24 protein-coding genes and 1 riboswitch are annotated in these 23094 nt (G+C 60.9%); of the genes, 19 read left to right on the plus strand and 5 right to left on the minus strand.

Annotated elements, in window-relative coordinates; translation table 11 throughout:
• Positions 1-79 precede the first annotated feature (79 nt).
• From relA to AB4N82_RS18020, 3 genes are all read left to right on the plus strand, one after another.
• The gene (relA, locus tag AB4N82_RS18010) at positions 80-2323 is read left to right on the plus strand and encodes a GTP diphosphokinase (protein WP_122764566.1); all 2244 of its coding nucleotides are present in this window, start codon (positions 80-82) and stop codon (positions 2321-2323) included.
• Between the two features lie 132 nt (positions 2324-2455).
• Positions 2456-3289 carry a nucleoside triphosphate pyrophosphohydrolase gene (gene mazG / locus AB4N82_RS18015; protein WP_122764567.1) on the plus strand — a complete coding sequence of 278 codons (834 nt, stop codon included), beginning with the start codon at positions 2456-2458 and terminating at the stop codon, positions 3287-3289.
• Between the two features lie 25 nt (positions 3290-3314).
• The gene (locus AB4N82_RS18020; RefSeq protein ID WP_014719402.1) at positions 3315-3860 is read left to right on the plus strand and encodes a DUF2058 domain-containing protein; all 546 of its coding nucleotides are present in this window, start codon (positions 3315-3317) and stop codon (positions 3858-3860) included.
• Positions 3861-3981: 121 nt separating this feature from the next.
• On the opposite strand, the gene AB4N82_RS18025 is transcribed toward AB4N82_RS18020, so the two are convergent.
• From AB4N82_RS18025 to purM, 4 genes are all read right to left on the minus strand, one after another.
• The gene (locus AB4N82_RS18025; RefSeq protein ID WP_032887774.1) at positions 3982-4170 is read right to left on the minus strand and encodes a hypothetical protein; all 189 of its coding nucleotides are present in this window, start codon (positions 4168-4170) and stop codon (positions 3982-3984) included.
• Positions 4171-4479: 309 nt separating this feature from the next.
• On the minus strand, positions 4480-5193 hold the full coding sequence (locus AB4N82_RS18030; RefSeq protein ID WP_122764568.1) for a DUF3108 domain-containing protein: 714 nt from the start codon (positions 5191-5193) through the stop codon (positions 4480-4482).
• Between the two features lie 8 nt (positions 5194-5201).
• Entirely contained in the window at positions 5202-5852 is a 651-nt protein-coding gene (gene purN / locus AB4N82_RS18035; protein WP_122764569.1) for a phosphoribosylglycinamide formyltransferase, read from the minus strand.
• Positions 5852-6910, minus strand: coding sequence for a phosphoribosylformylglycinamidine cyclo-ligase (purM, locus tag AB4N82_RS18040; protein ID WP_014719398.1), 1059 nt, complete (start codon positions 6908-6910; stop codon positions 5852-5854). Before purM ends, purN begins: the two co-directional genes overlap by 1 nt.
• A gap of 343 nt (positions 6911-7253) precedes the next feature.
• Here purM and AB4N82_RS18045 point away from each other — a divergent pair, with 343 nt between their 5' ends.
• The 5 genes from AB4N82_RS18045 to AB4N82_RS18065 all read left to right on the plus strand — a co-directional run bounded on the left by AB4N82_RS18045 (position 7254) and on the right by AB4N82_RS18065 (position 11835).
• Positions 7254-8294 carry a DUF2066 domain-containing protein gene (locus AB4N82_RS18045; protein WP_122764570.1) on the plus strand — a complete coding sequence of 347 codons (1041 nt, stop codon included), beginning with the start codon at positions 7254-7256 and terminating at the stop codon, positions 8292-8294.
• 35 nt (positions 8295-8329) lie between these two features.
• The gene (locus tag AB4N82_RS18050) at positions 8330-9403 is read left to right on the plus strand and encodes an AI-2E family transporter (RefSeq protein WP_032887781.1); all 1074 of its coding nucleotides are present in this window, start codon (positions 8330-8332) and stop codon (positions 9401-9403) included.
• Between the two features lie 203 nt (positions 9404-9606).
• Positions 9607-10311 (plus strand): DnaA regulatory inactivator Hda, encoded by a 705-nt coding sequence (gene hda, locus AB4N82_RS18055; RefSeq protein WP_032887783.1) that lies wholly within the window; start codon positions 9607-9609, stop codon positions 10309-10311.
• Positions 10312-10524: 213 nt separating this feature from the next.
• Complete coding sequence (locus AB4N82_RS18060) at positions 10525-11154, plus strand: C40 family peptidase (RefSeq protein WP_032887785.1); 630 nt, start codon at positions 10525-10527, stop codon at positions 11152-11154.
• Positions 11155-11298: 144 nt separating this feature from the next.
• Entirely contained in the window at positions 11299-11835 is a 537-nt protein-coding gene (locus AB4N82_RS18065; RefSeq protein ID WP_099602998.1) for a C40 family peptidase, read from the plus strand.
• A 133-nt stretch (positions 11836-11968) separates the two neighbouring features.
• On the opposite strand, the gene AB4N82_RS18070 is transcribed toward AB4N82_RS18065, so the two are convergent.
• A complete protein-coding gene (locus AB4N82_RS18070; protein WP_122764572.1) occupies positions 11969-13282 on the minus strand; it encodes a PQQ-dependent sugar dehydrogenase in 1314 nt (437 codons plus the stop codon).
• A 99-nt stretch (positions 13283-13381) separates the two neighbouring features.
• Positions 13382-13634, plus strand: a riboswitch (cobalamin riboswitch).
• A 79-nt stretch (positions 13635-13713) separates the two neighbouring features.
• Here AB4N82_RS18070 and cobO point away from each other — a divergent pair.
• From cobO to AB4N82_RS18125, 11 genes are all read left to right on the plus strand, one after another.
• The gene (gene cobO, locus AB4N82_RS18075; protein ID WP_027603802.1) at positions 13714-14325 is read left to right on the plus strand and encodes a cob(I)yrinic acid a,c-diamide adenosyltransferase; all 612 of its coding nucleotides are present in this window, start codon (positions 13714-13716) and stop codon (positions 14323-14325) included.
• Positions 14322-15629: a cobyrinate a,c-diamide synthase gene (locus AB4N82_RS18080; protein WP_122764573.1), complete on the plus strand. Its 1308-nt coding sequence runs from the start codon at positions 14322-14324 to the stop codon at positions 15627-15629. Before cobO ends, AB4N82_RS18080 begins: the two co-directional genes overlap by 4 nt.
• Positions 15626-16276, plus strand: coding sequence for a 5,6-dimethylbenzimidazole synthase (gene bluB, locus AB4N82_RS18085; protein WP_099603000.1), 651 nt, complete (start codon positions 15626-15628; stop codon positions 16274-16276). Before AB4N82_RS18080 ends, bluB begins: the two co-directional genes overlap by 4 nt.
• The gene (gene cbiB, locus AB4N82_RS18090) at positions 16273-17181 is read left to right on the plus strand and encodes an adenosylcobinamide-phosphate synthase CbiB (protein WP_032887795.1); all 909 of its coding nucleotides are present in this window, start codon (positions 16273-16275) and stop codon (positions 17179-17181) included. The genes bluB and cbiB overlap by 4 nt, the downstream gene beginning before the upstream one ends.
• On the plus strand, positions 17174-18163 hold the full coding sequence (gene cobD, locus AB4N82_RS18095; protein ID WP_095185413.1) for a threonine-phosphate decarboxylase CobD: 990 nt from the start codon (positions 17174-17176) through the stop codon (positions 18161-18163). The genes cbiB and cobD overlap by 8 nt, the downstream gene beginning before the upstream one ends.
• A complete protein-coding gene (locus AB4N82_RS18100; protein WP_122764574.1) occupies positions 18160-19611 on the plus strand; it encodes a cobyric acid synthase in 1452 nt (483 codons plus the stop codon). The genes cobD and AB4N82_RS18100 overlap by 4 nt, the downstream gene beginning before the upstream one ends.
• A gap of 157 nt (positions 19612-19768) precedes the next feature.
• The gene (gene cobU, locus AB4N82_RS18105) at positions 19769-20290 is read left to right on the plus strand and encodes a bifunctional adenosylcobinamide kinase/adenosylcobinamide-phosphate guanylyltransferase (protein WP_122764575.1); all 522 of its coding nucleotides are present in this window, start codon (positions 19769-19771) and stop codon (positions 20288-20290) included.
• Positions 20287-21342, plus strand: coding sequence for a nicotinate-nucleotide--dimethylbenzimidazole phosphoribosyltransferase (gene cobT / locus AB4N82_RS18110; RefSeq protein ID WP_122764576.1), 1056 nt, complete (start codon positions 20287-20289; stop codon positions 21340-21342). Before cobU ends, cobT begins: the two co-directional genes overlap by 4 nt.
• Positions 21339-21914 (plus strand): alpha-ribazole phosphatase family protein, encoded by a 576-nt coding sequence (gene cobC, locus AB4N82_RS18115; protein WP_122764577.1) that lies wholly within the window; start codon positions 21339-21341, stop codon positions 21912-21914. The genes cobT and cobC overlap by 4 nt, the downstream gene beginning before the upstream one ends.
• Before the next feature lie 2 nt (positions 21915-21916).
• A complete protein-coding gene (locus AB4N82_RS18120) occupies positions 21917-22645 on the plus strand; it encodes an adenosylcobinamide-GDP ribazoletransferase (protein WP_122681144.1) in 729 nt (242 codons plus the stop codon).
• A gap of 42 nt (positions 22646-22687) precedes the next feature.
• Positions 22688-23092, plus strand: coding sequence for a MarR family winged helix-turn-helix transcriptional regulator (locus AB4N82_RS18125; protein WP_032887810.1), 405 nt, complete (start codon positions 22688-22690; stop codon positions 23090-23092).
• Positions 23093-23094: the final 2 nt, after the last annotated feature.

The raw sequence follows: 23094 nt of genomic DNA on the forward strand, positions 1-23094 counted from the left end.
GAACTGCCAGGGAGTTTGCAGCAAAAGGTCGGCATGATTTTTGGCGCATCCAAGGTGCGTCGTAGGGAAGGTAAGCAAGATGGTACAGGTGAGAGCACACCAGCCGATCAACACCGACGGCAGTATCAACCTGGAGGCATGGCTGGATCATGCCATCAGTGTCGACCCGGCACTGGACCGTGAAGCCTTGAAAGCAGCCTGCGAGTTCGCTCGCGAGTCTGAGCAGCAAGACAATGCGGCCAAGAACCTGTGGGCTGAAGGCACTTCCAGCTTTCGCACCGGGTTGGAAATCGCCGAGATTCTTGCCGATCTCAAGTTGGACCAGGATTCGCTGATCGCCGCCGTGCTCTATCGCGGCGTTCGTGAAGGGCACGTCCAGTTGCCGACGGTCAGCCAGCGTTTCGGCGCAGTGGTGGCCAAGCTGATTGACGGCGTCCTACGCATGGCGGCCATCAGCGCGAGCCTCAGTCCGCGCCAGTCCATGGTGCTGGGCACCCAGGGCCAAGTCGAGAACCTGCGCAAGATGCTGGTCGCTATGGTCGACGACGTACGCGTCGCCCTGATCAAGCTGGCCGAACGCACCTGCGCGATCCGTGCGGTAAAAACCGCCGACGACGAAAAGCGCAACCGCGTTGCCCGCGAAGTCTTCGACATCTACGCCCCCCTGGCTCACCGCTTGGGCATCGGCCATATCAAATGGGAGTTGGAGGACTTGTCCTTCCGCTACCTGGAACCCGATCAATACAAACAGATTGCCACGCTGCTGCATGAGCGGCGGCTCGATCGCGAGCGGTTTATCAGCGACGTGATGGGCCAGTTGCGCTCCGAGTTGCAGGCCACCGGGGTCGACGCCGACATCAGTGGTCGTGCCAAGCACATCTATTCCATCTGGCGCAAAATGCAGCGCAAGGGCCTGGCCTTCAGCCAGATCTACGACGTGCGTGCGGTGCGCGTGCTGGTGCCGGAAATGCGCGACTGCTACACCGCGCTGGGCATCGTTCATACGCTGTGGCGTCACATTCCCAAGGAGTTTGACGACTACATCGCCAACCCCAAGGAAAACGGCTATCGCTCTCTGCACACCGCCGTGATCGGCCCCGAAGGCAAGGTACTGGAAGTGCAGATCCGCACCCACGCCATGCACGAAGAGGCTGAGCTGGGCGTGTGCGCGCACTGGCGCTACAAGGGCACCGACGTTAAGGCCGGGTCCAACCAGTACGAAGAGAAAATCTCTTGGCTGCGCCAAGTGCTGGAATGGCATGAAGAGCTCGGCGACATCGGCGGCCTGGCCGAACAACTGCGTGTGGATATCGAACCGGACCGGGTCTACATTTTCACCCCCGACGGCCACGCCATCGACCTGCCCAAGGGCTCGACGCCGCTGGACTTCGCCTACCGCGTTCACACCGAGATCGGCCACAACTGCCGGGGCGCCAAGATCAACGGGCGTATCGTACCGCTCAACTACAGCCTGCAGACCGGTGAGCAGGTCGAAATCATCACCAGCAAACACGGCACGCCGAGCCGCGACTGGCTGAACCCGAACCTAGGCTACATCACCACGTCGCGGGCACGGGCGAAGATCGTCCACTGGTTCAAATTGCAAGCGCGCGACCAAAACGTCGCCGCCGGCAAGACCCTGCTTGAGCGCGAACTGGCTCGCCTGGGGCTGCCGCAGGTGGACTTCGACAAGCTGGCCGAAAAGGCCAACATGAAGATTGCCGAAGACATGTTCGCCGCCCTGGGTGCCGGCGACCTGCGCCTGGCGCAACTGGTCAATCTGGCCCAGCAACTTGTCGAGCCGGAACGCGGCAACGAACAACTTGAGCTGATCCCCCGTAAAGCCACCGGCTATAAGCCTGGCAAGCGCGGTGATATCCAGATCCAGGGCGTGGGCAACCTGCTGACGCAAATCGCCGGCTGCTGCCAGCCGCTGCCGGGGGATGCGATCGTCGGTTACATCACCCAGGGCCGTGGCGTGAGCATTCACCGCCAGGACTGCGCCTCGGTGCTGCAACTGGGCGGGCGCGAACCGGAGCGGATTATCCAGGTCAGTTGGGGCCCAGTGCCGGTGCTCACCTACCCGGTGGACATCATCATCCGTGCCTACGACCGTTCCGGTTTGCTGCGTGACGTCTCGCAAGTGCTGCTTAATGAGCGGATCAACGTGCTGGCGGTCAACACCCGCTCGAACAAAGAGGACAACACCGCGTTGATGTCCCTGACCATCGAGATCCCGGGGTTGGACGCATTGGGCCGGTTGCTGGGGCGGATTTCCCAGTTGCCGAACATCATAGAGACACGGCGTAACCGCACACCATGATTCGCGGAATGAATGCAGGCTAAATGTGGGAGGGGGGTTGCTCCCGATAGCAGGCTGTCAGTTGATGCATCTGGTGGCTGACGCACCGCTATCGGGAGCAAGCCCCCTCCCACACTGATCGGACACAGAAAGATGTATTCACTTGAAGACCTGCTGCACCTGATGAACCGCCTGCGGGACCCGCAATATGGTTGCCCGTGGGACCTCAAGCAAACCTACGCGACCATCGTCCCGCACACCCTCGAAGAAGCCTATGAAGTGGCCGACGCCATTGAGCGCGGCGACTTCGATCACCTGCAAGGCGAGTTGGGCGACCTGTTGTTCCAAGTGGTGTATTACAGCCAGTTGGCGCGGGAAGAGGGGCGTTTCGAATTTGCCGGCGTGATCGACAGCATCACGCGCAAGCTGATCCGGCGTCATCCCCATGTGTTCCCCACCGGTGATCTGTATGCGCCATTGGATATCCCACAGTTGAGCGAAGAGCAGGTCAAGGAGCGCTGGGAGCAGATCAAAGCCGAGGAGCGTGCGGAAAAATCCGATGTACCAGAGCAGCTTTCCCTGCTGGATGATGTGCCCACGGCGCTGCCGTCCTTATCCCGTGCCGCCAAATTGCAAAAGCGCGCCAGCCAGGTCGGTTTCGACTGGCCGTCTGCCTTGCCGGTGGTGGACAACGTGCGCGAAGAACTGGATGAAGTGCTCGAGGCCATGGCCGATAATGACTCGGTAGCCATTGCCGACGAAGTCGGTGACCTGCTGTTTGCGGCGGTCAACTTGGCCCGTCACCTCAAGGTTGACCCGGAAACCGCACTGCGTGGCGCCAATGCCAAGTTCGAACGACGTTTCCGATTTATCGAACAGGCATTGCGCGACACCCGTCGTCCCATAGAAGATTGCACCCTCGAAGAGTTGGACGCCCTATGGGGCGAAGCCAAACGTCAGGAAAAGAATGTGTCCAGCTGCGGTTGAGCAGTTGCCTAAGTGAGTAAGCACCATGAGCCTTTCCCTTCGCGACCAGTTGCTCAAAGCAGGTCTGGTCAACCAAAAGCAGGCCAAGCAGGTCGGCAAAGAGAAACAGAAGCAGCAGCGCCTGGTCCACAAAGGCCAAGCCGAGGTCGATGACACCCAGGCACGCCTGGCTGCCGAGGCACACGCCGAAAAGGTCAAACGTGACCAGGAGCTGAATCGCCAGCAGCAGGAAAAAGCCGAGGCCAAGGCCCGCACGGCTCAGGTCAAGCAATTGATCGAAACCTCGCGCCTGCCCAAGCTGACCACCGAGGATTACTACAACTTCGTGGATGACAAGAAGGTCAAGCGCCTGTCGGTCAACACGCTGATGCGTAACAAGCTGAGCAACGGCTCCCTGGCGATCGTGCACCACGGCGGCGGCTACGAAGTGATCCCGCGTGAAGCGGCGCTGAAGATTCAGGAGCGCGCACCAGAGCGCATTGTGCAACTCAACATCCTCACAGAAAGCCAGGTGCCGGATGAGGACGATCCGTACGCGGCTTACCAGATCCCGGATGATCTGATGTGGTAAAGCGTTCAAGCACCTGAGTGGTAAGCAGTACCTCTCAAAACAACAAACCCCGCTCAAAAGGCGGGGTTTGTGTTTTCAGGCTTCGGGCTGCGTGGGCCTTGTGCCGAAATCCTGCGAATATTCAGGAGCTTTGTGCCTGGCGTTTCATCTCAAGCGACTCAAGCTCGTTTTTATAATTGTGAGCGTCGCTCTCGTTGTGAAACATGCCGACCAGCAGGTCTTGTTGGTGTACATCCCAGATGTGAATCCCATGGCCCAGCGCTTCGTGGGACATATGTGCATCGTCGCGTTCAGTTACTTTTACAGTCATCTGCTTGCTCCAATTTCTGGTGGGTATGCGGCAAGTCGTCGCAGGTCTTTTTATACGATTTGTTAGTTTGCTAAGTAAACCGCTTTGGCGGTTTATGACAGAAGTTTCATGTTGGGCGGCAGCCTGATAGGGCTGTGTTGGTCATGCCGGCGCCATCGGGAGCAAGCCCCCCTCCCACAGGGGAAAGTGTTCGCAGTTCAAATGTGGGAGGGGGCTTGCTCCCGATGATGGCAGACACTTGAACCCAAAACCGTCAGACGAAAAAAAGCCCCGCATTCAGCGAGGCTCTTGTTCAGCTTATCCGCGCAATCAGTTGCCTTTGACAGCCTTGCCGTCAACGGTACCGTCTTGCAGCATGATGTTGTATTCCTTGCCGTCGGTCTCAACCTGACGCAGGGCGACCAGGATGCCGCCCTGTTCCTTGGCAAACCACATCTGGGTGATGCGCTTGCTTTGGGTCGGGTCACGCACGCGCTCGACCTTGATCGCGTCGATTGAGCCTACCTTAGTCTGGACCTTTTCCGGGCCGATCACGCGGAAGTCGTAGGTGTCGACGTCGGTCCCTTCAACCACGTTGTAGCTCATGCTTTTCTTGCCGGCTGCCACATCGCGTTGTAATGCGAGCTGGTAGGTCGACTTGTCGAGCATGTTGCTTTGCATGGCCACGTTCACCGGGTCTTTGTTTTCAAAACCGGTGACTTTCTTGGCGGTCTGGTCGAAGTCCAGGTTGATTTTCTTTGCCTTGCCCAGGCCGCCACGTTCGAAGCTGTAGCTCACGGGTTGCAGGGTGTCCTTGTCGAAGCGGATCACGCTGGTTTCGGTCAGGCTGGCGATCATCATGGATGCCTTGAAATTCAAGGTCCACGAGCCGTTGTCGTTCTTGGTCAGGCTGCGCTCAGCCGAACCACTCATGGGCAACTGTTTCCAGTCGGCGGTGTAGCTGGCGGAGAAGGGGTGAAGGTCGGCTGCCTGCACGGCAGGCAAGGCGAATAGCGCAACAGCGAAAAGCAAGGCGCGACGCATAAAATCTCCTAGGTTCGAATCAAGTGGCCGCTGGCCGCAAGTAACTGACCGTCCAATAATGCACCCTGGTCACCAAGAATCAACCGCCCCTCGGCAAACCAGCGCACAGCCAGCGGGTAAATCCTGTGTTCCTGGGTATGAACCCGTTGCGCAAGTGTCTGCGCCGAGTCGTCAGACTCTACCGGAACCACTGCCTGTACGACCAGAGGCCCGCCATCGAGTTCCTCGGTGACAAAGTGCACGCTGCAGCCATGCTCACTGTCACCGGCTTCAAGGGCGCGCTGATGGGTGTGCATGCCTTTGTATTTGGGCAGCAGGGAAGGGTGGATATTCAGCAGGCGCCCGTCGTAGTGCCGCACGAAATCGCCGCTGAGGATTCGCATGAATCCGGCCAGTACCACGAGTTTGGGGTTGAAGGCATCGATGAGTTCGATCAAGGCGCTGTCGAAGGCCTCGCGGCCCTCGAAAGCCTTGTGATCCAGCGAGCGGGTTTCGATACCCGCGTCCCTGGCACGTTGCAGGCCGTAGGCGTCGCTGCGGTTGGAGATCACCGCAGCGATGCGCACCGGGCTGTCGTCGGTGCGCGTGCTGTCGATCAGGGCCTGCAAGTTACTGCCGGTGCCGGAGAGCAGCACCACAACATCACAGGTCTGAGACATCAATGAGCCTTGAGGTTCTTCAGTTCAACCTGGGCCGCGCCTTCGGCAGCGGTGGCGATCTGGCCGATGACCCAAGGCTGCTCGCCAGCTTCACGCAGGACGTTCAGCGCAGTTTCAACGTGCTCTTGCGCTACGCAGATCACCATGCCCACGCCGCAGTTCAGCACGCGGTGCATTTCGGTTTCATTGACGTTGCCTTTCTCTTGCAGCCAGTCAAATACCGCAGGACGCTGCCAGCTGGCCACGTCGACGATCGCCTGAGCGCCTTTTGGCAGGACGCGCGGGATGTTGTCCAGCAGGCCGCCGCCGGTGATGTGGGCCATGGCTTTGACCGCGCCAGTGTCCTTGATCAGCTTGAGCAGTGGCTTGACGTAGATGCGGGTCGGGGCCATCAGCAGGTCGGTCAGTGGCTTGCCGTCGAGTTGGATGTTCTCGATGTCGGCACCGGACACTTCGATGATCTTGCGGATCAGCGAGTAACCGTTGGAGTGCGGGCCAGAGGATGGCAGGGCGAGCAGGGCGTCACCGGCAGCCACTTTGGAGCCGTCGATGATTTCAGCTTTCTCTACAACACCCACGCAGAAACCGGCCAGGTCGTAGTCTTCGCCTTCGTACATGCCTGGCATTTCAGCGGTTTCGCCGCCTACCAGGGAGCAACCCGACAGTTCGCAACCCGCGCCAATGCCGGTTACCACTTGGGTAGCGGTCTCGACGTTGAGCTTGCCGGTGGCGTAGTAGTCAAGGAAGAACAATGGCTCGGCGCCGCATACCACCAGGTCGTTGACGCACATGGCCACCAGGTCGATGCCGATGCTGTCGTGCTTGTTCAGGTTCAGTGCCAGGCGCAGCTTGGTGCCCACACCGTCGGTGCCGGAAACCAGAACAGGCTGCTTGTAGCCGGCCGGGATTTCGCAGAGGGCGCCAAAACCGCCCAGGCCGCCCATGACTTCGGGGCGCGCAGTGCGCTTGGCGACGCTCTTGATGCGTTCGACCAATGCTTCACCGGCGTCGATGTCTACACCGGCGTCCTTGTAGCTCAGGGAGGGTTGCTTGCTCATGATCCAGGCCTTTAGGGGGGATTCAGGGGTAACGACCGAGCGGGCAGGGGCTTTTGGTAAAAGGCCCAGCCGATGACGGTCTGCGAAGGCGCGCGATTTTATCAGGCTTGAGGGGCAGCGGCCATCCTCGGGCCGACGGGCAGGGTCATATAGGTTAAAAAAATGCTAATCGCGTCAGCCGTGGCACGTATTAAGGTATAGCCTTGAACCCGCTATCGTTATGACAGCATGAAAACTTACCAGGACCCTGTGAATGTTTTACCGGTTGCCGTGGTCACAGCCTTGGCAAACCGAGTTCACGCGGTCTGTTCCAGCCGCTAAATTTGTCGTTCGGGAATCTTCCATGCGTCTGTGTAAATTCTTCTTTATGGGCTGCTTGTCGTTGGTCAGCCTGGCGAGTCATGCCGAAACCCTCAATGGTCTTTATCAAGTACTTGAACCCGTCAGCAGCCAATCGCCCCAAGAGCGCGACCAGGCCACCCAGCGCGCGGTGCAGACCCTGGTAATCCGCCTGACCGGCGACGCCAAAGCCGCCGACGGCCCAGGCCTGGCGGCGATTCGCAAGGATCCGCAGCAAATCATCACGCAATACGGTTACGACGCCGGCCCACCCGAGAGTCTGCAAGTGGATTTCGACCCGGTCAGCACCGACCGCGCTCTGCGTGATGCGGGCCTGTCGATCTGGGGCAGCAATCGGCCGTCGATCCTCGGCTGGTGGTTGAACGATTCCACTGAAGGCAGCAGCCTGGTGGGGGATGGCCAGACCGTCGCCCAGGCGCTGCGTCATGCAGCCCAGCACCGTGGCTTGCCGTTGCGTCTGCCGCTGGGCGATCTGGATGAGCAGGTCGTCGCCACGGCGCCGAACCTGGAGAGTGCCGACGCCACACCGTTGCGCGCCGCATCCGAGCGCTACGGCGCCGACGCGTTGCTTGCCGTGCACGCGCGTCAGGAAGGTAACCAATGGCAGGCCAAATGGCGCCTGTGGCTGGGTGACAAGAGCGACCAGGGGACGGCCCAAGGCGCCGACACCGGCGCGGTGGCCGATGCAGTGATGCTGGCGGTCAGCCAGAAATTGGCGCCGCGTTTTGCGGTCAAGCCTGGCGTGAGCACCGAACAACTGCTGGAAGTGCAGGGGATGACCCTGGAGCGCTACGCGGCACTGGGTCATCTGCTGGAGCCGTTTGGTGGCCAGCCGCAGTGGGTTGACGGCAATCGCATTGTGTATCGGGTTAACGGGAGCGCCGATCAGTTGCGCACCCAGTTGAGCCTGGCCAAGCTGCAGGAGATCCCTGCGGGCGAGGCGCCGGCTACGCAGCCAGTCGCTGAGGGCGCGCAACCGGCCGCTGCGCCTGAGCCTCAGGCGCAACTGCGTTTTCGTTGGTAACAGTTCTTCCTTATATAGAAGCAATGGAGTGGTTTATGGCGGATACGCGTCGTTGGGTGTGGCTTGGCGGGATCGTCCTGCTGTGCGTTTTTGTGTTCTTGCTGCATTCGATCCTGACGCCGTTCCTGGTTGCGTTGCTGCTGGCCTATCTGTTCGATCCGGTGGTGGATCGTTTGGAGAAAGCCGGGCTGTCGCGGACCTTGGGCGTAGTGGCGGTGTTTGCGCTGTTCACCTTGATCATCACCGCGCTGGTGCTGGTGTTGGTGCCGATGCTGGCCAAGCAACTGTTTCGTCTCTATGAGTTGGCGCCGCAGATGCTCGACTGGTTGCAGCACACGGCAATGCCGTGGGCCCAGGCCAAGTTGGGGTTGTCGGACGGCTTCTGGAAGTTCGATAAGGTCAAGGCGGCGATCAGTGAGCATATGGGGCAAACCACCGATATCGTCGGCGTGATCCTCAGTCAGGCGACTGCGTCGAGCCTGGCGTTGATCGGCTGGCTGACCAATCTCGTGCTGATCCCGGTGGTGGCGTTCTATCTGCTGCGCGACTGGGACATCATGATGGCCAAGATCCGCAGCTTGCTGCCGCGTGATCGTGAGGAGCGCATCGTCTCCCTGGCCGGTGAGTGCCATGAAGTCCTTGGCGCATTCGTGCGTGGCCAGTTGCTGGTGATGCTGGCCCTGGGCGTTATCTACGCCGCCGGCCTGATGGCCATCGGCCTGGAGCTGGGCCTGTTGATCGGCCTGATCGCTGGCCTGGCGGCTATCGTTCCTTATATGGGCTTTGTGATCGGCATCGGCGCGGCGCTCGTGGCTGGCCTGTTCCAGTTTGGTGGTGACCTGTATCCGATGCTCGGGATTGTTGCGGTGTTCATGGTCGGCCAGGCCCTTGAGGGCATGGTGCTGACGCCGTTGTTGGTGGGTGACCGGATCGGTCTGCACCCGGTGGCGGTAATCTTTGCGATCCTGGCGGGGGGCGAGCTGTTTGGCTTTACCGGCATCTTGTTGGCATTGCCGGTGGCGGCGGTGATCATGGTGCTGGTGCGCCATATGCACGATTTGTACAAGGATTCGGATGTGTACACGGGCGTCGAAGACCCCGACCTGTAACCGCTGCTTCATAAACCCGGCTTCTGCCGGGTTTGTTGTTTATGGGGGGATGGCGTCAAACAATCCGCGTAAAACCGGCAAGTTAACGCAAACCTTTGATTTTGCTTGTGGTCTGCTGCATTGTGCGCCCCGCGTCACGGGTATAAACTTTGCAAACTTTACACAGAGGCCACTAGCGGTTCGATGGGAGCCGTTCAGTCAGCATGAAACCGATTCAGCTGCCCTTAGGTGTGCGTCTGCGTGATGACGCCACCTTTATCAATTACTACCCAGGCGCCAATGCCGCTGCACTCGGCTATGTCGAGCGGCTCTGCGAAGCCGACGCCGGGTGGACTGAAAGCCTGATCTATCTGTGGGGCAAGCACGGCGTGGGGCGTACTCACCTGTTGCAGGCCGCCTGCTTGCGCTTCGAGCAAATGGGCGAGCCGGCGGTGTACCTGCCTTTGGCTGAATTGATGGACCGCGGTATCGGGATCTTCGACAACCTTGAGCAATACGAGCTGGTGTGCCTGGATGACCTACAGGCGATTGCTGGCAAGGCCGATTGGGAAGAGGCGCTGTTTCATCTGTTCAACCGCCTGCGAGACAGCGGACGGCGCTTGTTGATTGCTGCCTCCACATCGCCCCGCGAGTTGCCCGTCAAACTGGCCGACCTCAAGTCGCGCCTTACCCTGGCGCTGATCTTCCAGATGCGCCCGCTCTCCGACGAAGACAAATTGCGCGCCCTGCAACTGCGTGCCTCTCGCCGCGGCCTGCACCTCACCGACGAAGTCGGACACTTTATCCTCACCCGTGGCACTCGCAGCATGAGTGCGTTGTTCGATTTGCTCGAACAGCTCGATCAAGCCTCCTTGCAGGCCCAGCGTAAACTGACCATTCCCTTTCTCAAAGAAACCCTCGGCTGGTAGCAACCCCTATGTTTGCAGGGGTTTTGGCAAATTCCAGGCGTCAGAAAACCCGCGTTTGGGCCGGTTTGGCCACGCGAAAGGTGCGTATAGGGTGTTAAGGGCTTAGATGTCATAGTCCAAACAGGAAGTCACATAGATCACGATTGAATTTGCAAATCGATGTGATAGAGGGCATAGTCTCGGCTTCTTTACACATCAGCCACGGTCGTGCCCATGCTAAATCGCTTCGCACCCCTCGTGCCTCTCGCACTCGTTACCCTGTTGTTTGGTTGCGCCTCCCACCCTCAGCAGGTGGTTGAGCAGCAAAAGCCTCAACAACATTCCCAGGCAAAATTTGTTGCAGCGCAGTCTTCCACTGTCTATGAGGAAGAAGTTGCAACAGAGAAAGAACTGGCCGATTTCTCCGGCAGCAAGCCTTATCAGCTTCCAGTTCTGGCCGACAGCATTCTCGAACGCGGCATGTCCCTGATCGGTACCCGTTACCGTTTTGGCGGTACTTCCGAAGCCGGTTTCGACTGCAGCGGTTTCATCGGCTATCTGTTTCGTGAAGAAGCTGGCATGAACTTGCCACGCTCCACTCGCGAAATGATCAACGTGAACGCACCGTTGGTCGCGCGCAACAACCTCAAGCCCGGTGATCTGCTTTTCTTCAGTACTGCAGGTCGTGGTCGTGTCAGTCACGCCGGTATTTACCTGGGTGATAACCAGTTTATCCACTCCAGCAGCCGTCGCAGTGGCGGTGTCCGAGTCGACAACCTGGGCGACAGTTACTGGAGCAAAACCTTCATCGAAGCCAAGCGTGCACTCGCCATGGCCCCGACGACCGTTACCGCTAGCAAGTAAACTTAAAGTGATACTTGAAGTTTGACGTGTAAGCGCTAGAATCCCTGGACATTGTTGTAATCCGTTCGCGCGAGCCTTGCTTGCGCGTTCTGGTTTTCAGCGTTCGGCAGCGAAAGCCGCATCCAGATCAGGATTGTTCTGCACATGTCGACGTCAGCCCGCCTAGTTCTTCTCGTTTGCGCCGCGCTGCTCAGCGCCTGCGCCAGCCGTCCGCCGCCTGCTCCTGTCGCGGTCAAGCCCAAGCCAGTATTCAACTACGCCACTCAGAACTTCTCGCCTGCTGCTGAAGACGTGCTCTTCCGTGCGCTGGGCCTGGTCGGCACGCCTTATCGCTGGGGTGGCAACACGCCGGACTCGGGCTTTGATTGCAGTGGCCTGATCGGCTTTGTGTTCCGTGACGCCGCCGGCATTTCCCTGCCACGCACTACCCGTGAGCTGATCGTGATGCGCGCTCAGGACGTGAGTGAGCAGAACCTGCAAACCGGTGACCTGCTGTTCTTCGCCACCGGTGGTGGTTCGCAGGTCAGCCATGCTGGGATCTATGTGGGCGAGGGCCGCTTTGTCCATGCGCCGCAAACCGGCGGTACGGTGAAGCTCGATACCCTGTCCAAGGCGTATTGGCAGAATGCTTATCTGAGCGCCAAGCGGGTATTGCCAGCAAACCTGGCACGTAATCCCTGAACCCAATACCGAACTAATTGTGGAGGGGGCTTGCCCCCGATAGCGAAGTATCAGTCACAGTGTCTGTGCCTGACCCACTGCTATCGGGAGCAAGCCCCCTCCCACATTGGTTTTGTGATGCTTCTGGGGGCGTTTATTTGGCCGCCGACACCCGCCATACCTTGTTCCCCACGTCATCCGCTACCAGCAAACCCCCTTGCTGATCAATCACCACGCCCACTGGGCGGCCCATGGCTTTCTCATCTTTATCGAGGAAGCCGGTCAGCACGTCCACCGGCTGGCCTTTAGGCTGGCCTGCCTCGAATGGCACGAAAATTACCTTGTAGCCGCTGTGCGGCTTGCGATTCCACGAGCCATGCTGGCCGATGAATGCGCCGTTGCTGAACGGCGCCGGGAGTTTGCTGCCCTCGGCGAACGTCAGGCCCAAAGAAGCGGTGTGCGGCCCTACGGCGTAGTCCGGCGCAATGGCCTTGGCGACCAGGTCCGGGTTCTGCGGCGTGACGCGCACATCCACATGCTGGCCGTAATAGCTGAACGGCCAGCCATAGAAACCGCCGTCCTTGACCGAGGTGATGTAGTCCGGCACCAGGTCGCTGCCGATCTCGTCGCGCTCGTTCACCGCCGTCCACAGCTTGCCGCTCTGCGGTTCCCAAGCCATGCCATTGGGGTTGCGCAGGCCGGAGGCGAAAATACGGTGCTGGCCGCTGGCGCGGTCGACTTCCCAGATCGCGGCACGCCCCTGTTCCGCCTCCAGGCCGTTTTCACCGACGTTGCTGTTTGAGCCGACGCTCACGTACAGCTTGCTGCCGTCCTTGCTGGCCACCACGTTTTTCGTCCAGTGGTGGTTCAGAGGGCCGCCTGGCAAGTCGACCACCTTGGAGCCTTGGGCCTTGATGGCAGTTTCGCCTGGCTGATAGGGGAAACGCAGCAGCTTGTCCGAGTCGGCCACATACAGGTCGTTTCCGACCAGGGTCATACCGAACGGCGAATTGAGGTTTTCCAGGAACACCGTACGTGTTTCGGCGACGCCGTCGTGGTCGGCATCGCGCAATAGAGTGATACGGTTCGGGCTCGGCACCCCGGCGCCGGCACGTCCCATGACCTTCTCCATGACCCAGCCGCGTATGCCCTTGGCGTCATCCGGTTTGGGCGGTGCGTTGGTTTCCGCCACCAGCACATCGCCATTAGGCAACACATACAGCCAGCGCGGGTGGTCGAGGCCCTCGGCGAACGCGGCCACTTGGGTGCCGGGGGCTGCCGTTGGCTTCGCGCCATCTGGCCAGCCGATGGCCGGAGCGATGTTGACGGTAGGGATCAGCGTTTTGTTCGGTTCCGGCAGTCGGGGCGAGGGGCCGGTGCCGTCGGAAACCTTCAGGGTTGAGCTTTCTCCGCACGCCGCGAGGGTGCCGGCAAGCATGATTAACAGGGCGAGTCTGGTTTTATGCATGGTGTTCTCCTTGATACCTGTAAGGGTAGAGGAGGGCGGTGGTGCGATGGTTCAAGTACTCGACCAGCTTTCATTGACGCTCCACCCCCAACCCACTAACCTTCGCCGCTTGTTCCAGGTGCTCTGTGACCCATGGGTCGACAGAGTGAAACAGGGAAGCCGGTGAGTGAGCGCGCTTGTACACAGCGCCGCCGCAATTCCGGCGCTGCCCCCGCAACGGTAAATGAGTCAAGACGCTGCTTTTGCCACTGTATCGCGTGCGATATGGGAAGGCGCAGCGTTGGCCTGCTTGCTCTCTACAAGAGCTGCGCCACTCATGAGCCCGGAGACCGGCCTGGATCATCCAACAGCATCACGGTGGGCGATGCTTGGCTGTCTGTTTTTTCTTTTTCCTGCCCGCCGTTTTTGTCCAGCCCCAACGGAGAGCTGCCATGACCGATACCCCCGACCGCGACGAACGCCACTTGGCGCGCATGCTGCGCAAAAAAGCCGTGATCGACGAGCGCATCGCCAACTCCCCTAACGAATGCGGCTTGCTGCTGGTACTCACCGGCAACGGCAAAGGCAAGAGCAGCTCAGCGTTTGGCATGCTCGCTCGCGCCATGGGCCATGGGATGCAATGCGGTGTGGTGCAGTTCATCAAGGGGCGTAACAGCACTGGCGAAGAGTTGTTTTTCCGCCGCTTCCCCGAGCAAGTGCGTTTCCACGTCATGGGCGAAGGCTTTACCTGGGAAACCCAGGACCGCCAGCGCGATATCGCCGCCGCCGAGGCAGCCTGGGCGGTATCCCGCGAACTGCTGCAAGACCCAACCATCGGCCTGGTGGTGCTGGACGAGCTGAACATAGCCCTCAAGCACGGTTACCTCGACCTGGACCAAGTACTCAGCGACCTGCAAGCCCGCCCGCCGATGCAACACGTGGTGGTCACTGGCCGTGGCGCTAAGCCGGAGCTGATCGAGATGGGCGACACCGTCACCGAAATGGGCATGCTCAAACACGCATTCCAGGCCGGTATCAAGGCACAGAAGGGCGTCGAACTTTGAATCAGCCCCGTCATTGCCCGGCCGTATTGATCGCCGCACCGGCGTCCGGCCAAGGCAAAACTACCGTCACCGCCGCCCTGGCCCGTTTGCACCGCAATCTGGGACGTAGGGTGCGCGTGTTCAAATGCGGTCCGGACTTTCTGGACCCGATGATCCACGAACGCGCCAGCGGTGCGCCGGTGTATCAATTGGATATGTGGATGGTGGGCGAGCAGGAAAGTCGCCGCCTGCTGTGGGAAGCGGCGGGGGAGGCCGACCTGATCCTGATCGAAGGCGTGATGGGTCTGTTCGACGGCACGCCCTCCAGTGCCGACCTGGCGCGGCATTTCGGCGTGCCGGTGCTGGGCGTGATTGATGGCACCGCCATGGCCCAAACCTTTGGTGCTCTGGCGCTGGGCCTTGCGCGCTACCAGCCGGATCTACCGTTCGCGGGCGTGTTGGCCAACCGCGTCGGCACGTTGCGCCATGCGCAATTGCTCGAAGGTAGCCTCACTGAAGGCCTGCGCTGGTACGGCGCGCTGTCCCGCGAGACGGGAATCGAGCTGCCGAGCCGTCATCTGGGCCTGGTGCAAGCCAGCGAACTGAATGACCTCGATGCACGCCTGGACGCCGCCGCCCAAGCCTTGGGCAGCAGTTGCGAAGTCGCTTTACCGCCGCCCGTGACCTTCGCCGCGCCTGAAGTGATGAAAGCTGAGCCGTTGTTGGCCGGTTTCCGCATTGCCGTGGCCCGCGACGAAGCCTTCGCCTTCACCTACGGCGCCAGTCTTGACCTGTTGCGGGCGATGGGCGCTGAGCTGACATTTTTCTCCCCGATCCACGATCGCGAATTACCTGACGCCGACAGTCTGTATCTGCCTGGCGGCTACCCGGAACTGCACCACCAGGCGTTGTCGGAAAATACTCCGATGCTCGACGCCATCCGTGCTCACCATGCGGCGGGTAAGCCGTTGCTCGCTGAGTGTGGCGGCATGCTCTACCTGCTGAACTCCCTCACCGACGTCGACGGCAACCGCGCCGAACTGCTCGGCCTGTTGCAGGGTGATGCAGTGATGCAAAAGAAACTGGCGGCCCTGGCGCTGCAAAGCGTCGAATTGCCGGAAGGCGTACTGCGCGGCCATACCTATCACCACTCCCTGACCAGCACCGAATGGCAACCGATTGCCCGTGGTCTGAGCCCCAATGGTGGGCGCGGGGCCGAAGCGGTCTACCGACAGGGGCGGATGACGGCCTCTTACGTGCACTTCTACTTTCCGTCGAATCCGGCTGCTGTGGCCGCATTGTTTTTACCCACGATAGCGCCATGACTGACAACGCCTTCCCCCAGGCCGACCGCGATGCCGTTTACCGCGCCATTGCCGAACGCCGCGACATGCGCCACTTCAGCGGTGGCACTGTCGCCCCTGAATTGCTCCACCGCCTGCTTCAGGCCGCGCATCAGGCGCCGAGTGTCGGCCTCATGCAGCCCTGGCGTTTTATCCGCATCAGCGACCGCCACCTGCGCGGGCAGATCCAGCAACTGGTGGAAGAAGAGCGCGTGCGCACAGCCGAGGCCCTTGGCGAGCGCACCGATGAGTTCATGAGGCTTAAGGTCGAAGGCATCAATGACTGTGCCGAAGTACTGGTGGCGGCATTGATGGATGATCGCGAGCGCCATATTTTCGGCCGGCGCACCTTGCCGGAGATGGACATGGCCTCGCTGTCCTGCGCGATCCAGAATCTGTGGCTGGCCGCTCGCGTGGAAGGCCTTGGCATGGGCTGGGTCTCGTTGTTTGAGCCCCAGGCCCTGGCCGATTTGCTGGGCCTGCCGCCCGGCGCAAAACCTCTGGCTGTGTTGTGCCTGGGGCCGGTTGTCGAGTTCTATCCGGCACCGATGTTGCAGCTCGAAGGCTGGACCGAACCGCGTCCGCTGAGTGACATGTTGTATGAGAATACGTGGGGAGTAAGTCAATGAGTGTGGCCTTGCTGTGTGTCGCTGCAGTGGCGTTGGATGCGCTACTGGGCGAGCCCAGGCGCTGGCATCCGCTGGTGGCGTTCGGCAATTTTGCCGGGCGCATCGAGCAACGTTTCAACAGTGGCGGCCGTGGCTGGCGCAGTCACGGCGTGACGGCGTGGTTTATCGCCGTGGTGCCGCTGACGCTGCTGGCCACCGCGTTGTCGTGGGCGCCGTATATCGGCTGGGTGTTGGAGATTCTGGCGTTGTACTGCGCCCTCGGTATGCGCAGCCTCGGCGAGCATGTGATGCCGGTGGCCCAGGCGTTGCGCAGCGATGACCTGGATGAAGCCCGCACGCGGGTGAGTTACCTGGTGAGCCGCCAGACCAGCGAGCTGGATCGCACCGAAGTCGCCCGCGCCGCCACCGAATCAGTATTGGAAAACGGCAGCGATGCGATATTCGCCGCGCTGTTCTGGTTCGTGGTCGCTGGCGTACCGGGCGTGGTGCTCTACCGATTGAGTAACACCCTTGATGCCATGTGGGGCTATCGCAACGAACGCTTCGAGCGCTTCGGCTGGGCCGCAGCGAAAATCGACGACGTGCTCAACTACATTCCGGCCCGCCTGGTGGCCTTGACCTACGCCGTGCTCGGCAAAACCCGCCTGGCCCTCAAATGCTGGCGCACCCAGGGCCCGACCTGGGACAGCCCCAACGCCGGGCCGGTGATGGCTGCCGGCGCAGGCGCCTTGGGTGTTGAATTGGGTGGTGCTGCGATTTATCACGGCGAAGTGCACCAGCGTCCGCCATTGGGCGAAGGCCCGGCGGCGGATGCCGACTCCATCGACCGAGGCTGGCAACTGGTGCAGCGCGGCGTATGGTTGTGGCTGCTGATCCTATGTGTGGGGGCGCAATTCTATGCTTGAACACGGTGGCCGACTGCGTAAAGCATCCATTCAATACGGGATTGCCGAGGCCGACTGGCTTGACCTGTCCAGCGGTCTCGCGCCTTGGCCCTGGCCGATCCCGCCGATCCCGCAGCGTGCCTGGGCACGATTGCCAGAGACCGACGACGGCTTGGAACAGGCTGCCAGCGAGTACTACGGGGCCGCGCATTTATTGCCGGTGCCCGGTTCCCAGGCGGCGATCCAGTTGCTGCCGCGCCTGCGCCGATCCGGCAAAGTCGGCGTGCTGTCGCCTTGCTATGCCGAGCATGCCGAAGCCTGGCGCCGCGCCGGGTATGTAGTGCGCGAGGTGCAGGAACAGGAAGTCGACTTCTTCCTCGATAGCCTCGACGTTTTGGTGGTGGTCAATCCCAACAATCCTACAGGCCAGAGCCTGACTCCCCAACGCCTGCTGGACTGGCACACACGGCTGGCCCAGCGCGGCGGCTGGCTGGTGGTGGACGAAGCGTTTATGGACGTGACGCCGGAGTTGAGTTTGGCAGGCCAGGCTCATCAGGTCGGTCTGATTGTGTTGCGCTCGTTCGGCAAGTTCTTTGGCCTGGCCGGCGTGCGTCTGGGGTTTGTGCTGGCCGAACGCAAGTTGCTCAAGTTGCTCGCTGAACAGGTCGGGCCTTGGGCCGTCAGCGGACCGACACGCGTGTTGGGGCAAGTGTGCCTGCGCGACACTGCCGGGCATACCCGTCAGCGGGCGCGTTGCGTCGAGGCTGGCGAGCGATTGTTCACGCTGCTTGAGCGCCACGGATTTCAGCCTCAGGGCGGCTGCGCGTTGTTCCAATGGCTGATCACCCCGCACGCCGAACGCATGCACGAATTCATGGCCCAGCGCGGCATCCTCTTGCGCCTGTTCGTCCACGACAGCAGCCTGCGCTTCGGCCTGCCCGACACCGAGGCCGATTGGTTGCGCCTCGACGCCGCACTGGCCGCCTATAAGGATGCTTCATGAGTACGCTGATGGTGCAAGGCACCACGTCCGACGCCGGCAAAAGTACGCTGGTGACCGCGCTGTGCCGCTGGCTGGTACGCCAGGGCGTCGCAGTGGTGCCGTTCAAGCCGCAGAACATGGCGCTCAACAGTGCCGTGACGGCCGAAGGCGGCGAGATCGGCCGCGCCCAGGCGGTGCAGGCCCAGGCAGCTAATCTGGCGCCCCACATTGACATGAACCCGGTGTTGCTCAAACCCAACAGCGACACCGGTTCCCAAGTGATCATCCACGGCCGCGCCGTGACCACCATGAACGCCGTGGCCTATCACGACTACAAAGCCATCGCCATGCAGGCAGTGCTGGCCTCCCACGCACGGTTGAGCGAAGCCTATCCGGTGGTAATGGTGGAAGGCGCAGGCTCCCCGGCGGAGATCAACCTGCGCGCCAATGACATTGCCAACATGGGCTTCGCCGAAGCCGTCGACTGCCCAGTGCTGCTGATCGCCGACATCAATCGCGGCGGTGTGTTTGCCCATCTGGTCGGCACCTTGGAATTGCTTTCGCCCACCGAACAAGAGCGGGTCAAGGGCTTCGTCATCAACCGTTTTCGCGGCGATATCGCGCTGTTGCAACCCGGTTTGGATTGGCTGCAAGCACGCACTGGCAAACCGGTGGTGGGGGTTTTGCCCTACGTGATGGATTTGCACTTGGAGGCTGAAGACGGCATCGACCAGCGTCAGATCGACAAGGCGGCGCAGGTGCTCAAGGTGGTGGTGCCGGTATTGCCGCGCATCAGCAATCACACGGATTTTGACCCACTGCGCCTGCATCCTCAGGTGGATTTGCAGTTTGTCGGTCCGGGCCAGTCGATTCCTGCCGCCGACCTGATCATCCTGCCGGGCTCGAAAAGCGTGCGCAGTGATTTGGCGTATCTGCGTGCCAATGGCTGGGATACCGCCGTAGCACGGCATTTGCGGTATGGCGGCAAGGTGCTGGGGATTTGCGGCGGGTTGCAGATGCTGGGCGAGCAGGTGCATGACCCATTGGGGCTGGAAGGAGCGGCGGGTTCCAGTGACGGCTTGGGGTTGTTGGCGTTCAGCACGACTTTGGAAGAAGAGAAGCAACTGCGCAATGTGCGGGGGCGGTTGTTGCTGGAGGATGCTGAGGTCAGCGGGTACGAGATTCATGCGGGTGTGACGTGTGGCGCTGCTCTGTCGAACGCCGCCGTACTGCTGGAGGACGGTCGCCGTGACGGCGCGCAAAGTGCTGACGGGCAGATTCTCGGCACGTATCTGCATGGCTTGTTCGAGACCCCGGCGGCCTGCAGTGCGTTGCTGCGTTGGGCAGGGTTGCAGGATGTGCAGGAGGTGGACTACCACGCCCTGCGCGAGCGCGATATCGAACGCCTGGCCGATCTGGTGGAGAACCATTTGGACACCGATTTGTTGCGCAAACTGTGTGGGATTTAATGGTGTACACACGGTTCAAAGGTGGGAGGGGGCTTTCGGTGTACATATCCATTCCTGCGTTCGGCCAGCGTGGTTTACGGGGCGACTTCAGATCAAAAGCAGGATCAAAAACGACTCGCTTCGCATCGTGGATGGGTGAATGGGTAGGGGGTGTCTCATGCTTCAACTGATTTTAGGCGGCGCTCGTTCCGGTAAAAGCCGCCTGGCCGAAAAGCTCGCCAGCGACAGTGCTTTGCCCGTCATCTATATCGCCACCAGTCAGCCGCTTGACGGCGAGATGAATGCCCGCGTTGCCTCGCATCGCGAGCGTCGCCCTGATCATTGGGGTTTGATCGAAGAGCCTGTCGAGCTGGCGCGTGTGCTACGCGAAAACGCCGCACCCGGTCGCTGCTTGCTGGTGGATTGCCTGACCCTGTGGCTGACCAATCTGCTGATGCTCGAAGGCGCAGAGCGCTTGGTGTTTGAGCGCGATCAATTGCTGGAAACCCTGGCCACGCTGCCGGGGGAAATCATTTTTGTCAGCAACGAGACCGGAATGGGTGTCGTGCCGCTGGGCGAATTGACTCGCCGCTATGTGGATGAAGCCGGTTGGCTGCATCAAGCTTTGGCCGAGCGGTGTCAGCGTGTTGTCCTGACGGTTGCCGGCCTGCCCCTGACTTTGAAAGGTATTGCGTTATGACTGACACCTGGTGGCTCAACCCTTGTAAGGCGATTGACGCCTCGGCGTACGAACAGGCCCTGGCGCGCCAGCAGCAATTGACCAAGCCCACCGGTTCCCTCGGTCAGTTGGAAGCGCTGGCCGTGCAATTGGCTGGCTTGCAGGGCCAGGTCAAACCTTCGGTTGATCACGTGTGGATTGCGATTTTTGCCGGGGATCACGGCGTGGTTGCCGAAGGTGTGTCGGCGTATCCCCAGGAAGTGACCGGGCAGATGCTGCATAACTTTGTCACCGGTGGTGCGGCCATCAGCGTACTGGCGCGGCAATTGGATGGGCAGTTGGAGGTGGTCGACCTCGGTACGGTGAACCCGTCGCTGAGCCTGCCGGGCGTGCGTCACCTGAATATCGGCACGGGCACCGCCAACTTCGTCAAGGGCCCGGCAATGACCGTGGCCCAGGGGCAATTGGCATTGCAAGCGGGTCGCGACAGCGTGCTGCGTGCCCGTGAAAGCGGTGCGCAGTTGTTTATCGGCGGCGAAATGGGCATCGGCAACACCACCGCCGCCAGTGCGTTGGCGTGTGCGTTGCTCGATTGCCACGTCAGCGATCTGACCGGCCCGGGTACAGGGTTGAACGCTGAAGGGGTGAGCCACAAGGTTGCCGTGATCGAACGCGCGTTGGCGTTGCATGCCGGGCAGCGTGGTGACGCACTGCACACGCTGTTCAACCTGGGCGGCTTTGAGATTGCTGCGTTGGTGGGAGCTTATCTGGCGTGCGCCCAAGAAAGCGTGGTGGTGCTGGTGGATGGGTTTATCTGCACGGTCGCCGCACTGGTGGCCACGCGTCTGAATCCGGACTGCCGCGATTGGCTGTTGTTCGGCCATCGGGGCGCTGAACCGGGTCATCGTCATGTGCTGCAAAGCCTTGATGCACAACCGTTGCTCGAACTCGGCTTGCGCCTGGGCGAAGGCAGCGGCGCCGCGTTGGCGGTACCGTTGTTGCGCCTGGCGTGTGCGCTGCACGGGCAGATGGCGACCTTTGCTGAAGCGGCCGTGGCAGACCGTCCGGCATGATTTTGCACCTGGACCTGCTGCGCCACGGCGAAACCGAGCTGGGCGGCGGCCTGCGTGGCAGCCTGGATGACGCCTTGACCGCCAAAGGCTGGGAGCAGATGCGCGCCGCCGTCATAGCGCAGGGGCCTTGGGACCGGCTCATCAGTTCGCCGCTGCAACGCTGCGCGCGCTTCGCTGATGAGTTGGCGGCGCGGCTGAAGGTGCCGGTGAGCTTGGAAAAAGACCTGCAAGAGCTGCACTTCGGCGCTTGGGAAGGACAGAGCGCGGCGGCGTTGATGGAAACCGACGCCGAAGGCTTGGGCCTGTTCTGGGCCGATCCCTATAGCTTCACGCCACCTGAGGGTGAGCCGGTCAGGGAATTTTCCGAACGTGTTTTGAGCGCCGTCTCACGCTTGCATCAGGACTATGCTGGTGAGCGCGTGCTGTTAGTCAGTCATGGCGGGGTGATGCGTTTGCTATTGGCCCAGGCCCGAGGCTTGCCCCGCGAGCAGTTGCTGAATGTCGAAGTCGGCCATGGTGGGCTGTTCAGCTTGCAGGTCGCTGCCGATGGCGTGTTGAAGGAAGGAATCTGACGATGCTGCCGTTCTGGATCGCCCTGCAATTTCTCAGCAGCCTGCCGATTCGCTTGCCGGGCATGCCGCAGCCACAGGAGTTGGGGCGCTCGTTGCTGTTTTATCCGGTAGTCGGGCTGCTGTTCGGTTTGCTGTTGTGGGGTTTGAATACGGCGCTGATGGGGGCGCCATTGTTGCTGCATGCCGCGCTGCTGCTGACGGCCTGGGTGTTGCTCAGTGGCGGGTTGCACTTGGATGGCCTGGCGGATAGCGCGGACGCCTGGCTCGGTGGTTTTGGCGACCGTGAGCGCACCCTGACCATCATGAAAGACCCCCGCAGCGGACCGATTGCGGTGGTCACGCTGGGCTTGGTGTTGCTGCTCAAGTTCACTGCACTGGTGGCCTTGATTGAGCAACACAACGGTGCTGCGCTCATTTTGGCACCGCTGATCGGGCGGGCCTCGATGCTGGCGTTGTTTCTGACCACTCGTTATGTGCGTGCTGGCGGGTTAGGTCAGGCATTGTCGGATCATTTACCTCGGCTCGTCGGCCAACAGGTGCTAATCCTCAGTGGTCTGGCCTGCATTCTTATCGGGGGATTCAGTGGTGGGATCGCGGTGCTGCTCGCGGCGATCTGCTTCATTGGTCTGCGCCAGTTGATGGTCAATCGCCTCGGCGGCACCACCGGCGACACCGCTGGGGCCTTGTTGGAGCTGCTGGAAGTCGCTGTATTGGTCGGTCTGGCGCTGTAACACTTTCTTGCATTTCAATAATCGCGGGTATATACACGTTCCATGCTTGCCTCCCAATGTTTATGCACCAACCTGCGACGCGCCGCCCGTGGCGTCAGCAGGCACTACGACGGCGCCCTCGACGGCTTCGGGATCAACGTTGCCCAGTATTCTTTGCTGTGTAACCTGCAGCGCCTTGATCAGCCGAGCATTTCCAGCCTGGCGGACGCCATGGGGCTGGACCGCAGCACCTTGGGGCGCAATCTCCGGGTGTTGGAGTGCGAAGGATTGGTCCAGTTGGTCGAGGGCAATGACCTGCGAAATCGCCTGGTGCTGCTGACCGAGGCGGGTGCAGAACGGCTGGCTGCGGCCTTGCCAGCCTGGGAAGCAGCGCAACAGAAATTGATCGATCAACTCGGCGCGGATAAACGCGAAACCTTGTTGGCCTTGCTGGATGAGCTCGCCTGAAG

The organism is Pseudomonas sp. H1_D04, from assembly GCF_054683855.1.

Excerpts from the sequence above, each read along its gene's own strand:
- relA (WP_122764566.1), top strand. The coding sequence starts at position 80 with ATGGTACAGGTGAGAGCACACCAGCCGATCAACACCGACGGCAGTATC.
- mazG (WP_122764567.1), top strand. The coding sequence starts at position 2,456 with ATGTATTCACTTGAAGACCTGCTGCACCTGATGAACCGCCTGCGGGAC.
- AB4N82_RS18020 (WP_014719402.1), top strand. The coding sequence starts at position 3,315 with ATGAGCCTTTCCCTTCGCGACCAGTTGCTCAAAGCAGGTCTGGTCAAC.
- AB4N82_RS18025 (WP_032887774.1), bottom strand. The coding sequence starts at position 4,170 with ATGACTGTAAAAGTAACTGAACGCGACGATGCACATATGTCCCACGAA.
- AB4N82_RS18030 (WP_122764568.1), bottom strand. The coding sequence starts at position 5,193 with ATGCGTCGCGCCTTGCTTTTCGCTGTTGCGCTATTCGCCTTGCCTGCC.
- purN (WP_122764569.1), bottom strand. The coding sequence starts at position 5,852 with ATGTCTCAGACCTGTGATGTTGTGGTGCTGCTCTCCGGCACCGGCAGT.
- purM (WP_014719398.1), bottom strand. The coding sequence starts at position 6,910 with ATGAGCAAGCAACCCTCCCTGAGCTACAAGGACGCCGGTGTAGACATC.
- AB4N82_RS18045 (WP_122764570.1), top strand. The coding sequence starts at position 7,254 with ATGCGTCTGTGTAAATTCTTCTTTATGGGCTGCTTGTCGTTGGTCAGC.
- AB4N82_RS18050 (WP_032887781.1), top strand. The coding sequence starts at position 8,330 with ATGGCGGATACGCGTCGTTGGGTGTGGCTTGGCGGGATCGTCCTGCTG.
- hda (WP_032887783.1), top strand. The coding sequence starts at position 9,607 with ATGAAACCGATTCAGCTGCCCTTAGGTGTGCGTCTGCGTGATGACGCC.
- AB4N82_RS18060 (WP_032887785.1), top strand. The coding sequence starts at position 10,525 with ATGCTAAATCGCTTCGCACCCCTCGTGCCTCTCGCACTCGTTACCCTG.
- AB4N82_RS18065 (WP_099602998.1), top strand. The coding sequence starts at position 11,299 with ATGTCGACGTCAGCCCGCCTAGTTCTTCTCGTTTGCGCCGCGCTGCTC.
- AB4N82_RS18070 (WP_122764572.1), bottom strand. The coding sequence starts at position 13,282 with ATGCATAAAACCAGACTCGCCCTGTTAATCATGCTTGCCGGCACCCTC.
- cobO (WP_027603802.1), top strand. The coding sequence starts at position 13,714 with ATGACCGATACCCCCGACCGCGACGAACGCCACTTGGCGCGCATGCTG.
- bluB (WP_099603000.1), top strand. The coding sequence starts at position 15,626 with ATGACTGACAACGCCTTCCCCCAGGCCGACCGCGATGCCGTTTACCGC.
- cbiB (WP_032887795.1), top strand. The coding sequence starts at position 16,273 with ATGAGTGTGGCCTTGCTGTGTGTCGCTGCAGTGGCGTTGGATGCGCTA.
- cobD (WP_095185413.1), top strand. The coding sequence starts at position 17,174 with ATGCTTGAACACGGTGGCCGACTGCGTAAAGCATCCATTCAATACGGG.
- AB4N82_RS18100 (WP_122764574.1), top strand. The coding sequence starts at position 18,160 with ATGAGTACGCTGATGGTGCAAGGCACCACGTCCGACGCCGGCAAAAGT.
- cobU (WP_122764575.1), top strand. The coding sequence starts at position 19,769 with ATGCTTCAACTGATTTTAGGCGGCGCTCGTTCCGGTAAAAGCCGCCTG.
- cobT (WP_122764576.1), top strand. The coding sequence starts at position 20,287 with ATGACTGACACCTGGTGGCTCAACCCTTGTAAGGCGATTGACGCCTCG.
- cobC (WP_122764577.1), top strand. The coding sequence starts at position 21,339 with ATGATTTTGCACCTGGACCTGCTGCGCCACGGCGAAACCGAGCTGGGC.
- AB4N82_RS18120 (WP_122681144.1), top strand. The coding sequence starts at position 21,917 with ATGCTGCCGTTCTGGATCGCCCTGCAATTTCTCAGCAGCCTGCCGATT.
- AB4N82_RS18125 (WP_032887810.1), top strand. The coding sequence starts at position 22,688 with ATGCTTGCCTCCCAATGTTTATGCACCAACCTGCGACGCGCCGCCCGT.